The 12,651-nt window shown below is 73.8% G+C and carries 6 protein-coding genes; all 6 read right to left on the bottom strand.

Translation table 11 applies throughout. The features are described from left to right. Positions 1–29: 29 nt before the first annotated feature. Positions 30–3,512 carry a dTMP kinase gene (gene tmk / locus ACFXGN_RS06565; RefSeq protein ID WP_384854250.1) on the bottom strand — a complete coding sequence of 1,161 codons (3,483 nt, stop codon included), beginning with the start codon at positions 3,510–3,512 and terminating at the stop codon, positions 30–32. Positions 3,513–3,658: 146 nt separating this feature from the next. Further along, complete coding sequence (gene topA / locus ACFXGN_RS06560; RefSeq protein WP_384854247.1) at positions 3,659–6,496, bottom strand: type I DNA topoisomerase; 2,838 nt, start codon at positions 6,494–6,496, stop codon at positions 3,659–3,661. A 236-nt stretch (positions 6,497–6,732) separates the two neighbouring features. Further along, entirely contained in the window at positions 6,733–6,930 is a 198-nt protein-coding gene (locus ACFXGN_RS06555; RefSeq protein WP_384854244.1) for a hypothetical protein, read from the bottom strand. Positions 6,931–7,419: 489 nt separating this feature from the next. Beyond that, positions 7,420–8,973, bottom strand: coding sequence for a methyltransferase (locus ACFXGN_RS06550; protein WP_384854242.1), 1,554 nt, complete (start codon positions 8,971–8,973; stop codon positions 7,420–7,422). 232 nt (positions 8,974–9,205) lie between these two features. After that, positions 9,206–9,925: a small secreted protein gene (locus ACFXGN_RS06545; RefSeq protein ID WP_384854239.1), complete on the bottom strand. Its 720-nt coding sequence runs from the start codon at positions 9,923–9,925 to the stop codon at positions 9,206–9,208. Positions 9,926–10,110: 185 nt separating this feature from the next. Next, positions 10,111–12,420, bottom strand: coding sequence for a sodium-translocating pyrophosphatase (locus ACFXGN_RS06540; protein WP_384854236.1), 2,310 nt, complete (start codon positions 12,418–12,420; stop codon positions 10,111–10,113). Positions 12,421–12,651: the final 231 nt, after the last annotated feature.

Here is a 12,651-nt window from a genome sequence, read left to right as displayed (position 1 = left end):
TGGAGCTGGCTACACCCCCCACCGGTGGATCAGCGACGGCGGCGCGGGCCCTCTTCGTCGTGCGGGCCGAACAGTTCGTCGGCGAGGGTCGGGAGGTCGTCGAGCGGGGTCTCCTCGGCCCAGTCGGGGCGGCGCGGGCGGCCGTGCTCGTCGAGCTGGGGCAGCTCACGGGTCCGGTCGTTCGCCCCGTGCGGCGCCTCCTGCTCGTCCCGGAAGATGCCCGGCGGCACCCGGTCGGCCGGGTCGGACGCCCGGGTGTCCCGTACCGGCGGCAGTACGGCGGTGTCCTCGACGTCCCGTACGACGGGCAGTACGGCGGTCTCGTCGACGGCGCGGGCCTCGCGGTCGCGGATCTGCGGCAGGACGGCCGTCTCGTCGTCCGGCTGCCCGAGCCGGACGACCGGGGTGGCGACGGTGATCTCCTCGGGCGAGACGGCCGGGCCGTCGGCCCCGCGTCCCCGGGTCGACCGCCCGGACCGGGAGCCGCCCCCGGTGCCGGTCCCGCGGCTGAGGGCCGTGCGCGGGTCGGTGCCGGTCGGGCCGCCCGGCTTCACCACGGGGTTCGGGACGGTGACCTCGTTCGCGGACTCCTCGGGGATCCCGCCCGGCTTCACGACCGGGGTCGGGACGGTGATCTCGTTCGCCGACTCCTCGACGGACCTGGCGGTCCTCCCGGCGGGCTTCCGGGCGTTCTCCGCCTCGCGGTCGGCTGCCGCCCGCTCGGCCGCGGCCGTCCGCTCCGCCGCCCTCTTCTCGGCGGCCCGCTTCTCGGCCTCGGCCTTCCGCCGGGCCGCCTTCGCCGCCTCGGCCCGCTCGGTGGCGGCCAGCTCCGCGGCGGCCCGCTCGGCCGCCGCGCGCTCGGCGGCGGCCTTCGCCGCCGCTTCGGCCGCGATCTTCGCGGCGGCTGCCTTCGCCGCCGCCTCCTCCGCCGCCTTCGCGGCGGCGGCGGCCTCGGCCATCCTGCGGGCCTCCTCGGCGCGCAGCAGCGCCTCCTCGGCCTTGCGCTGCTTCTCCAGACGGCGCTCCTCGGCCTCGGCCCGCAGCCGGGCCTCCTCCTCGGCGGCCTTGCGGAGCCGCTCCTGCTCCTCCTGGCGGGCCTTCTCCTCTGCGGCGAGGCGGCGGCGCTCCTCCTCGGCCGCGGCCTCGGCGGCGAGCCGGGCCTCCTCGGCCTCGCGGCGGGCCTCCTCCGCCTGCCGTTCGGCCTCCAGGCGGCGGGCTTCCTCCTCCTCGCGGCGCTTGCGCTCCTCCTCCTCGGCGCGGAGCCGGGCGAGCTGCTCCTGCCGCTCGCGCTCCAGCCGCTCCTCCTCTGCCTTGCGGGCCGCTTCCTCCTCCTCGCGCCGCTTGCGCTCCTCCTCGGCCTTGCGGCGGGCCTCCTCGACGGCCTTCACCTCGGCCTGGGAGAGCGGCAGCATCCGGTCGAGCCGGTGGCGGACGGTGGTGGTGACGGCCTCGGGCTCCTGGCCCGCGTCGACGACGAGGTAGCGGCCGGGGTCGGCGGCGGCGAGGGCGAGGAATCCGGCCCGTACGCGCGCGTGGAACTCCGGCGGCTCGGACTCCAGCCGGTCGGGCGCCTCGGTGAAGCGCTCCCGGGCGGTCTCCGGGGAGACGTCCAGGACGACGGTCAGGTGCGGGACGAGACCGTCGGTGGCCCAGCGGGAGATGCGGGCGATCTCGGTCGGCGACAGATCGCGTCCGGCGCCCTGGTAGGCCACGGACGAGTCGATGTACCGGTCGGAGAGGACGATCGCGCCCCGCTCCAGCGCGGGCCGGACCAGGGAGTCGACGTGTTCGGCGCGGTCGGCCGCGTACAGCAGGGCCTCGGCCCGGTTCGAGAGGCCCGCCGACGACACGTCGAGCAGGATCGAGCGGAGCCGCTTGCCGATGGGGGTGGCGCCGGGCTCGCGGGTGACGACGACCTCGTGGCCCTTGGCCCTGATCCATTCGGCGAGCGCCTGGATCTGGGTGGACTTGCCCGCTCCGTCGCCGCCCTCCAGGGCGATGAAGAAGCCGGTCGGGGAGGGCGCCTGGGCCGGGTCGGAGCCGCGCAGCGCGTCGCGCAGGTCGCGGCGGAGCGGGACGCCCGCGCGGTCGTCGGTCCTGGCGAGGACGACGGCGGCGACCGGAAGCAGCAGGGCTCCGACGAGGGCGAGCGTGAACGCGGCGCCGCCGTGTCCGAGGACGGAGTCGGCGGAGCCCAGGCGGCGCTGGCCGATCGCGGCGGCGACCAGCGGCGCGACGAGCGCGCCGAGGCCCATGCCGACCCGGGCGGCGGCCTGGAGGTGCTCGGTGGCGCGGGCCCGGCGGGGCTCCTCGCTCTCCTGGTCGATCAGGACGTGGCCGGTGTTGGCGGCGACTCCGGCCGCGTATCCGGCGAGGACGGCGAGGAGGAGCACGGTCGCCGTGTCGGGGACCAGGCCCGTCGCGATCAGGGCGACGCCGGTGACGGCGGTGGCCAGGGCGAGCAGCCTGCGCCGGGACAGCACGGGAAGGACGGAGCGCGCGGTGCGGATGCCGACGGCGGTGGCGCCGCTGAGCGCCAGGACCAGCAGCGCGTACGTGACGGGGCCACCGCCCAGGTCGCGAGCGTGGAGCACGGCGACGGACGCCGCCGCCGCGATGGCCCCGGCGACGAGGGCGCAGGTCAGGACGAGGATCTGGAGGGCTCCCGTGCGGCCCTTCGTACCGGCCGGACGGCGCAGGCCCTCCAGCGGCGAGCGGGGCCGGGGGGTCGCGTCGCCGGGCAGCACCATCGCGTACAGGATGACTGCGGAAGCGGCCAGGAGACCCGCGGCGACGTACGCGCCGAGGGCGGCCTGGTGCTCGGCGAACCAGTCGATGCCGAGGCCGAGCAGTTCAGCGGCCAGGGTGGCGACGAGCAGCAGCGCGGCGGCGGCGGGCACGGCGAGGAAGCCGGTGCGCTGGGTCAGGCGGCGCAGGGCCCCGAGGTGGTCGGGGAGCGGGCGCACGGCCGGGCCCTCTATGGGCGGGGCGGGCAGCAGCGCGGGCGCGGCGCCCTCGCGGCTGATCGTCCAGAGCCGTTCGGCCGCGCCGGTGACGAAGACGGTGCCGAGCAGGTACCAGAGGGCGTCGCCGGGGGTCCAGCCGATCCACAGGGGGGCGACGACGAGCAGGGCGACCCGGACGCCGTCGGCACCGAGCATGGTCCAGCGCCGGTCGAGGAACCCACCCGGCCCGGTCAGCGCGGTCAGCGGACCGAGCAGGACGGCCCCGAAGAGGACCGAGGCCAGCAGACGGGCGCCGACGACGGCGGCCACGGCGAACGCGGCACCCCGGTACCCGCCGCCGAGCGCGCCCTCGGCGACCGCGGCCTGGAGGCCGAGCACGACGAGGACCAGGAGGGCGAGGGCGTCACCGACGCTGCCGACCAGGTGGGCGCTCCACAGCCGGCGCAGCGGCTGATGGCGCAGGAGCGCCCGTACGGCACGCTCCCGGGAGTCCGCGACGAGTGCGGCGTCGGAATCACCGAGGCGGTCTGGCTGCTCTGCTCGCATCCGTCCACCCTATCCGGACGGCCTTGCTCACCGCGGCCCGCGACCGAACATCCGGACGAGCCTGTGACAACGCGCGGCGGGGGCGGGGACGACCTGTCCCCGCCCCCGCCGCACGACGCCCAGCTCCGTACGGATACCGGCGATACCTATTCCGGCTTCGCCGCCGCCGTCTTCTTCGCGGCGGTCGTCTTCTTGGCCGTCGTCGTCTTCGCGGCGGTCTTCTTGGCGGTGGTGGTCTTCTTCGCCGCCGTCTTCGTGGCGGTCTTCTTCGCCGTGGTCGCCTTCTTGGCCGGGGCCTTCTTGGCGGTCTTCTTCGCCGGTGCCTTGGCGCGCTTCTCGGCGAGCAGCTCGTAGCCGCGCTCCGGCGTGATCGTCTCGACGCTGTCGTCGGTCCGCAGGGTGGCGTTGGTCTCGCCGTCCGTCACGTACGGGCCGAAGCGCCCGTCCTTGACGACCACGGGCCGCTCGCTGACCGGGTCGGTGCCCAGTTCCTTCAGCGGCGGCTTGGCCGCCGCCCGGCCGCGCTGCTTCGGCTGGGCGTAGATCGCGAGCGCCTCTTCGAGGGTGATCGTGAAGAGCTGCTCCTCCTCGGTGAGCGACCGCGAGTCCGTGCCCTTCTTCAGGTACGGGCCGTAGCGGCCGTTCTGCGCGGTGATCTCGACGCCCTCGGCGTCCGTACCGACGACCCGGGGCAGGGACATCAGCCGGAGCGCGTCGTCGAGGGTGACGGTGTCGAGGGTCATCGACTTGAAGAGCGAGGCGGTGCGCGGCTTCACCGCGTTCTTGCCGGTCTTCGGGGTGCCCTCGGGCAGGATCTCGGTGACGTACGGGCCGTACCGGCCGTCCTTGGCGACGATCTGGTGGCCGCTGACCGGGTCGGCGCCCAGCTCGAAGTCGCCGCTCGGCTTGGCGAGCAGCTCCTCGGCGAGTTCGACGGTCAGCTCGTCGGGCGAGAGGTCCTCGGGGATGTCGGCGCGCTGGTGGCCCTCGGCGTCCTTCTCGCCCCGCTCGACGTACGGGCCGTAGCGGCCGACGCGGAGCACGATGCCGTCGCCGACGGGGAAGGAGGAGATCTCGCGGGCGTCGATCGCGCCGAGGTCGGTGACCAGTTCCTTGAGGCCGCCGAGGTGGTCGCCGTCGCCGTTGCCCGCGTCCGCCGCGCCGCCGGAGGCGCCCGTACCGCTCGCGCCCTCGCCGAAGTAGAAGCGCCTCAGCCACGGCACCGCCTGGGCCTCGCCGCGCGCGATGCGGTCGAGGTCGTCCTCCATCCGGGCGGTGAAGTCGTAGTCGACGAGCCGCCCGAAGTGCTTCTCCAGGAGGTTGACGACGGCGAAGCTCAGGAAGGACGGGACGAGCGCCGTGCCCTTCTTGAAGACGTAGCCGCGGTCGAGGATCGTGCCGATGATCGACGCGTACGTCGACGGGCGGCCGATCTCGCGCTCCTCCAGCTCCTTGACGAGCGAGGCCTCGGTGTAGCGGGCCGGGGGCTTGGTCGCGTGGCCGTCGACGGTGATCCCGTCGGCGGTCAGCGCGTCGCCCTCGGCGACCTGCGGCAGCCGCCGCTCGCGGTCGTCCAGCTCCGCGTTCGGGTCGTCGGCGCCTTCGACGTACGCCTTCATGAAGCCGTGGAAGGTGATGGTCTTGCCGGAGGCGCTGAACTCGGCGTCCCGGCCGTCGGCCGCGCGGCCACCGATCTTCACGGTGACCGAGTTGCCGGTGGCGTCCTTCATCTGGGAGGCGACGGTCCGCTTCCAGATCAGCTCGTACAGCCGGAACTGGTCGCCGGTCAGACCGGTCTCCGCCGGGGTGCGGAAACGATCACCCGAAGGGCGAATCGCCTCGTGCGCCTCCTGGGCGTTCTTGACCTTGCCCGCGTAGACGCGCGGCTTCTCCGGCAGGTAGTCGGCGCCGTACAGCTGCGTGACCTGGGCCCGCGCCGCCGAGACGGCGGTGTCGGACAGGGTCGTGGAGTCCGTACGCATGTAGGTGATGAAGCCGTTCTCGTACAGCTTCTGCGCCACCTGCATGGTCGCCTTCGCACCGAAGCCCAGCTTGCGGCTCGCCTCCTGCTGGAGGGTGGTGGTCCGGAAGGGGGCGTACGGCGAGCGGCGGTACGGCTTCGACTCGACCGAGCGCACCGAGAAGGCGGTGTCGGCGAGCGCGACGGCCAGGGCGCGCGCGTTCGACTCGTCGAGGTGCAGGACGTTCGCGCTCTTCAGACGCCCGTCGGCACCGAAGTCGCGGCCCTGCGCGACCCGCCTGCCGTCGACCGACGCGAGCCGGGCGACCAGCTGGGACGGGTCGGAGGCGTCACCGGTGCGGCCGGTGCCGAAGGTGCCGGTGAGGTCCCAGTACTCGGCGGAACGGAAGGCGATGCGCTCGCGCTCCCGCTCGACGACGAGCCGGGTCGCGACGGACTGCACGCGCCCGGCGGACAGCCGGGGCATGACCTTCTTCCACAGGACCGGCGAGACCTCGTAGCCGTACAGCCGGTCGAGGATGCGGCGGGTCTCCTGGGCGTCGACCATCCGCTGGTTCAGCTCGCGCGGGTTGGCGACGGCCTCCCGGATCGCGTCCTTGGTGATCTCGTGGAAGACCATCCGGTGGACCGGGACCTTGGGCTTCAGGACTTCCTGGAGGTGCCACGCGATGGCCTCGCCCTCGCGGTCCTCATCGGTGGCGAGGTAGAGCTCGTCGGACTCGGCGAGCAGCTCCTTGAGCTTCCTGACCTGCGCCTTCTTGTCGGCGTTGACGACATAGATGGGCTGGAAGTCATGCTCCACGTCGACGCCGAGGCGGCGCACCTCACCCGTGTACTTCTCGGGCACCTCGGCGGCGCCGCTGGGGAGGTCACGGATGTGCCCGACGCTCGCCTCGACCACATAGCCGGGGCCGAGGTAGCCCTTGATCGTCTTCGCCTTGGCAGGCGACTCGACGATGACGAGTCGGCGGCCGCCGTGTGCGGTCTCGCTGGTCGGGGACAACTTCGCTCTTCTCTCCGGATCGACACTCTCGGGCACGTACGGCACTGGCACGCACGGCAGCGGCACGGACGGTGACGCTCCCGTCGCTGCGGAGTGTGACGGTACAACCCGCCCCCGTGTCAAACGGCGAAAGCCCGCAACGGCCACTCGAACGGTAACCCGAGTCCTGCCATTCCTGCCGCCCGGACTCCCGGTCGGGCGGGGCGGGGCGTGCGCGCGGGGGTGCCGGGGAGAGGTCAGAGGCGGCCGAAGCACCAGACGCCGAGGAGGAGGAACACCGTGCCGGAGAGGCTGGTCAGCGCGACGGCGGTGCGCGGGGCGACCCCGTACGCGACGGGCTCGCGGTGCAGCGTCCGCACGGTGGTCCACAGCAGCAGCGCCCCGCCGAACAGCGTGAACGCAGCTCCCGCGAAGATCGCCGGCCCGCTCTCCATGCCCGTACCCCGTTCCGTTCCGTGGGACGTCGTCCCCCGGGCCCGAGGCTGACACCTCCGGACGTCGTGGGCGCGAATTCCGGGTGAACGACGCGGAGCGGTCCGTACGGTTTCACGAGGATGGCCGGTAGTCACCCGCTCCGTCCGGCCCGTCCCGCCCCCGGCGGGCGGCAGGCGGAAGGGGTGGGCGGGACGTTTCTCCCGAGGTGGGAGCGGGTGTCGGCGACGCCCTGCGGCCCGCCTGCGGGGACGGCGGGCGGGCCGGGTCCCGGGCGTCCGACCAGCGGGTTCCGTCACGGCTCGGGCGGCCGCACGCCGACGGGAGGGCCCGGCGTCCGGGCACCACGGCACCGGCGACGAACCACTCGCCGCCGGATAAGCGGAACATCCCGGACGACCGCCCGCCCGAGGAACGGAACCCCTCGGGGGCGACTTTCCCGGCCACGGACGGCGGCGGACGGCAGCGGACGGCGGCCGTCGCGGGACAGGTCAGGCGGGGGTCTCGTCCCCGTCGGTGACGGGGATCAGGAAGCCCTCCTCGACGAGCAGCCGGATCGCCTGCGGGGTACGGTCCCGCAGCACCACCGGGTCCTCGCCGGTCAGCCGGCCGATCGCGTCGAGGATGCGGCCCGCGCTGAGCGTGCCGTCGCAGACCCCGGCGAAGCCCGCGCCGACGTGGTCGACCCGGGTGGCGCGGCGCATCCCCCGGTTCTGCCGGAGCACCACGTGCTCCGGGTCCTCCGCGCCGGGCAGTCCGACCTGCTCCTGCACCACTTCGGGGGCGAGCGTGAACCGGGCGGCGAGGAGAGCAGCGTCGTCGTGGGCGCGCAGATGGTCCTGGCGCTCGAAGTGGGCGCGGACGGTGGGTCCGAGGGGCTGCTCGACGGGGTGCGGCCACTCCTCGACGAGGATCGACGGCTCGACGGCGCCGGAGGCCACGGCCTCGTTGCGGCGCAGGGTGATCCAGCCGAAGCCCACCGCGCGCGTCTTCCGGGCCTCGAACTCGTCGAGCCAGCCCTCGTACGCCCGCCGGTACGCCTCCGGGTCGCCCCGGTGGTCGCCGCTGTCCCGCAGCCACAGCTCGGCGTACTGGGTGACGTCCTGCACCTCGCGCTGCACGATCCAGGCGTCGCAGCCCACGGGCACCCAGGACCGCAGCCGGTCCTGCCACTCCTCGCCCTCGACGTGCTGCCAGTTGGCGAGGAACTGGGCGTACCCGCCGTCGTTGAGCCGCTCGCCCGCCTGCCGCACGAGGGTCCGGCACAGCTCGTCGCCGCCCATCCCGCCGTCCCGGTAGGTGAGCCGGGCGCCGGGCGAGATCACGAACGGCGGGTTGGAGACGATCAGGTCGTACGTGGCCCCGTCGACCGGCTCGAACAGCGAGCCGGTGAGCAGTTCGGCCTCGCGGGCGCCGGAGAGGGCGAGCGTGAGCCGGGTGAAGTCGAGGGCGCGCGGGTTGAGATCGGTGGCGGTGACCAGGGTCGCGTGCTGCGCCGCGTGCAGTGCCTGGATGCCGGAGCCGGTGCCCAGGTCGAGCGCGGAGGAGACCGGTGTGCGGACGGTGATGCCCGCGAGGGTGGTGGAGGCGCCGCCGACGCCGAGGACGACCCCTTCGTCCTTCTGCCCGATGCCTCCGGCGCCGCCGACGGCGCAGCCCAGGTCGGAGACGATGAACCAGTCCTCGCCGTCCGGTCCGCCGTACGGCCGGACGTCGACCGTGGCGGCCACGGTGTCGTCCGTGCGGACCAGCCAGCCGTCGGCGAGGGCTTCGGCGAACGGCAGCGCGGCGGCGGCCCGCTCGTACCCCACGGACCGCTGGAGCAGGAACAGCCGGACGAGGGTCTCCAGCGGCGAGTCGCCACGGGTGGCGCGCAGGGCGGGCACGGTCTCGCTGCGGGCGAGCGCCGCGTAGGCCGGGGCGCCGAGCAGATCGAGCAGTCCGTCGGCGGTGAAGTCGGCGGCGAGCAGGGCCTCGCGCAGACGGGCGGCGTGCGCGGGCACCGGGAGGCTGGGGGTCAGGCTGGTCGTACTCACGGACCCCATTGTGACCGCCGCCACCGACATACGGGCGGGCGACCCGGCGGGCGCCCCCGATCCGGTCCCGATCCCGCCTCGGTACGGTCCCGAGGCGGCCGTACCGAGGACGGATCGGGGGCGGTCCCGAGGCGGACCGACCCAAACCGGAGGCCGGTCGGAAGCGATCGGAAACGGTCGGTCGGAAACCCGGCTGATCGGGGGGGCGGAGCCGGGGTGGTGCGGGTCCGGCTCCGGCCCGCTACTCCTCGCTCTTGGCCGCGGCGGGCTTGTCCGACGCCTTCTCCGGCGCCTTCTCCGAAGGCTTGTCCGACGACTTGTCCTCGGACTTCGCCGACGGCTTGGCGGCGTCGCCGGAACCCTCGGCGGTGCCACCGGCCTTCGGGGAGGCGGAGCCCGTACCGTTCGCCGGGACGGACGCCTTGGGCTTCTGGCAGCCGGGCTGCTTCGCCATCGCCTGGCCCAGTTCGCCCTCCTCCAGCTTGGACAGCGCGGCCTGGTCCATCTTCTCGATCTTGGTGAGGCCGTCGGCGACGCCCTGGAGGCCGTCGGCGAACTTCTGCTGGTTCGCGGGATCCAGCGCGTCGACCTGCTTCTTCAGGCCCTCGTAGGCCGCCGCCGTGGCGTTGAGCTCCTTGATGGCGTCCTGCTTGACCTTCTCGCCGTTCGCGACCGGCGGCGCTCCGGCGCTCTCCACGGCCTTGGCCAGGGCCCGGTCGGCGTCGGCGATGTCCTGGAACGCCTTCGAGTCGGCGGCCTGGATCTCGGCGGGCTTGCTGTCGGCAGCCGTCGAGATGATGATCTGATGGGCGTCGGCGCGCTTCTGGATCTGGGGCTTCGCCTGGTCGCAGAACGCCTTGGCCCAGTCGCCCACCTTGTCGCCCTCGTCGTCGCTGCAACCCGACAGCGCGAGCACCAGTACCGCGCCGCCGGACAGTGCGGCCGCAAGCTTCTTGTTCACCGGATCGGTCCCTTCCAAGGCTCTCGGCCCGGAACATACACGCCGAACGGGCGAGTTCCACCTTCCGTCCGAGGGATTCGCCCCGGATTGCAGCCTTTCGAACCAAGGGAGAGACCTCACACCCACCCCGGAATCACCCGGGAACGAGACACATGACACACACGGACGCCTCGGATGGCACCCCGTCAGGAGACGCTCACCGCACGCCTCTTGGAGACGCCCACCGCCACCACGAGGACGAGGGCGGCGACCACCGCGACCACCGCCCGTACGACGGGGTCGGCGTCCTTCCCGTATCCGAAGTGGACGACCGCCGGGGCGATGAGCAGCGCGACCAGGTTCATGACCTTCAGGAGCGGGTTGATCGCGGGGCCCGCCGTGTCCTTGAACGGGTCTCCTACGGTGTCCCCGATGACGGTCGCCTCGTGGGCCGCGCTGCCCCTGCCGCCGTAGTGGCCGTCCTCGACCAGCTTCTTCGCGTTGTCCCAGGCGCCGCCGGAGTTGGCGAGGAAGACCGCCATCAGGGCGCCCGTCCCGATCGCCCCGGCGAGGTACGCGCCGAGCGGCCCGACCCCGAGCGCGAAACCGACCGCGATCGGGGCGGTCACCGCGAGCAGACCGGGCGTGGCGAGTTCACGCAGCGCGTCCCTGGTGCAGATGTCGACGACCCGTCCGTACGCGGGCCGCTCGGTGCCGTCCATGATCCCGGGATGCTCGCGGAACTGCCTCCGCACCTCGTACACCACCGAACCCGCCGACCGGGAGACGGCGTTGATCGCCAGACCGGAGAAGAGGAAGACGACGGCCGCGCCCAGGATCAGACCGAAGAGGTTGTCGGGCCGCGACACGTCCATCGAGAGGCCCGGCCCGGCCGCCCGCGCGCCGACATCGGCGACGGCGGTCGCGATGGCGTCCCGGTAGGAGCCGAACAGCGCCGAGGCCGCCAGGACGGCGGTGGCGATGGCGATGCCCTTGGTGACGGCCTTCGTGGTGTTGCCGACGGCGTCCAGTTCGGTGAGGACCCGCGCGCCCGCGCCCGTGACGTCCCCGGACATCTCCGCGATGCCCTGGGCGTTGTCGGCGACGGGACCGAAGGTGTCCATGGCGACGATCACCCCGACCGTGGTCAGCAGTCCCGTACCGGCCAGCGCGACCGCGAACAGCGCCAGCATGATCGAGGCGCCGCCCAGCAGGAACGCCCCGTAGACGGTGAGCCCGATGAGGAGCGCCGTGTAGACGGCGGACTCCATGCCGAGCGCCACACCCGCGAGGATCACCGTCGCCGGGCCGGTGAGCGAGGACCTGCCGATGTCCCTGACCGGACGCCGGTCCGTCTCCGTGAAGTAGCCGGTGAGCTGCTGGATCAGCGCGGCGAGGACGATGCCGAGGGCGACCGCGACGAGCGCGAGGACCCGGGGGTCGCCGCCGTGGCCGTGGATGCCGGGATCGGTGACGCCCCGGAGTCCGGCGTAGGACGACGGCAGATAGGTGAAGGCGACGGCGGCGACCCCGGCGAGCGAGAGGACGGCGGAGACGAGGAACCCCCGGTTGATCGCGCTCGTCCCGCTCCGGTCGGCGCGGCGCGGCGCGACCGCGAGGACCCCGACGACCGAGGTGACCACACCGATCGCCGGGATCATCAGGGGAAACGCCAGACCGTGGTCGCCGAAGGCCGCCATGCCCAGGATGAGCGCGGCGACCAAGGTCACGGCGTACGACTCGAAGAGGTCGGCCGCCATGCCCGCGCAGTCGCCGACGTTGTCGCCCACGTTGTCGGCGATGGTGGCCGCGTTGCGCGGGTCGTCCTCGGGGATGCCCTGCTCGACCTTGCCGACCAGGTCGGCGCCGACGTCGGCCGCCTTGGTGAAGATGCCGCCGCCCACCCGCATGAACATGGCGATCAGCGCGGCACCGAGGCCGAAGCCCTCCAGGACCTTGGGCGCGTCGGCGGCGTAGACGAGGACGACGCACACCGTGCCGAGCAGGCCGAGTCCCACGGTGCACATGCCGACCACTCCGCCGGTACGGAACGCGATCCGCATCGCCCGGTGCGCGACCTCGGCCGGGTCCCTCGCCGGTTCGCCGGGGCCCGGAGTGGCGTCCCGCGCCGCCGCCGCGACCCGTACGTTCGCCCGTACGGCGAGCCGCATCCCGATGTAGCCGGTGAGCGCCGAGAACAACGCCCCGACCAGGAAGAACAGCGAGCGCCCCGCCCGCTGCGCCCAACTGTCCGCGGGCAGCGCCATCAGCAGCAGGAACACGACTCCCGCGAAGACGGCGACGGTCCGCAGCTGCCGGGCGAGATAGGCGTTGGCGCCCTCCTGCACGGCGGCGGCGATCTCCCGCATCCGCTCGGTGCCCTCACCCGCCGCGAGCACCCGCCGAAGGAGGAGCCGCGCGACCAGGAGCGCGAGCAGGGCGACACCCCCGACCGCCGCCACGATCGTCCGGTTCCCGCTGGTGAGCACCGCCGCGGCGAGAGAAGTGGGATACATGGGGACGGATCATAGGGAGCCATACCCGGACAGACGGGGACCTCGCGGGGGCCTCCGCGCGGATGCACCAACCACCCGCCGGGCCCCGGACACCGAGGGCCGGGGCGGGACGACGAACACGCCGGGGCCGGGGCGGACGGCCCGGGGCCCCGGGCGGCTGGGGCCGTGGCCGAGACCGGGGCCGGACCGGGGCTGGGACCGGGGCTGGGGCCAGGACCGTGGCTGGGGCCG

It is taken from the genome of Streptomyces sp. NPDC059247, from assembly GCF_042754005.1.
Classification (GTDB): domain Bacteria; phylum Actinomycetota; class Actinomycetes; order Streptomycetales; family Streptomycetaceae; genus Streptomyces.
This window is presented reverse-complemented; position numbering and strand designations above follow the sequence as displayed.

Excerpts from the sequence above, each read along its gene's own strand:
- ACFXGN_RS06540 (WP_384854236.1), bottom strand. The coding sequence starts at position 12,420 with ATGTATCCCACTTCTCTCGCCGCGGCGGTGCTCACCAGCGGGAACCGG.
- tmk (WP_384854250.1), bottom strand. The coding sequence starts at position 3,512 with ATGCGAGCAGAGCAGCCAGACCGCCTCGGTGATTCCGACGCCGCACTC.
- ACFXGN_RS06550 (WP_384854242.1), bottom strand. The coding sequence starts at position 8,973 with ATGGGGTCCGTGAGTACGACCAGCCTGACCCCCAGCCTCCCGGTGCCC.
- ACFXGN_RS06555 (WP_384854244.1), bottom strand. The coding sequence starts at position 6,930 with ATGGAGAGCGGGCCGGCGATCTTCGCGGGAGCTGCGTTCACGCTGTTC.